We start from the raw sequence: 268 nt of genomic DNA on the forward strand, positions 1-268 counted from the left end.
CCGTTTGGTCTTTAGCCTTAGGTTCGTTCTTGTCAGCGTCTGTCCTTGGATCGATAACCTTAACCTTCACATCAACAGTATCTGTTGAACCATCTGGATAAGTCACGATTACCTTCGCATCTTTATCGCCTGGCGTTGTGGTATCAACCGGTGTTTCGTATTCAAACTTCGTTCCTTTTGGTAATTCTGGAATGTTGCCAATAGAATCTTCCGCTTTTGGTGTTTCTCCTACTTTAACCGTTTGGTCTTTAGCCTTAGGTTCGTTCTT

The 268-nt window shown here is 42.9% G+C and carries 1 protein-coding gene; it reads right to left on the minus strand.

The annotated features are described in order from the left end of the window. Positions 1-268: Rib/alpha-like domain-containing protein (locus tag HMPREF2876_RS02855; RefSeq protein WP_261674195.1), on the minus strand; the 268-nt coding region annotated here is incomplete at both ends.

Origin of the sequence: Streptococcus sp. HMSC073A12 (genome assembly GCF_001812815.1) — a bacterium.
Taxonomy (GTDB): Bacteria; Bacillota; Bacilli; order Lactobacillales; family Streptococcaceae; genus Streptococcus; species Streptococcus vaginalis.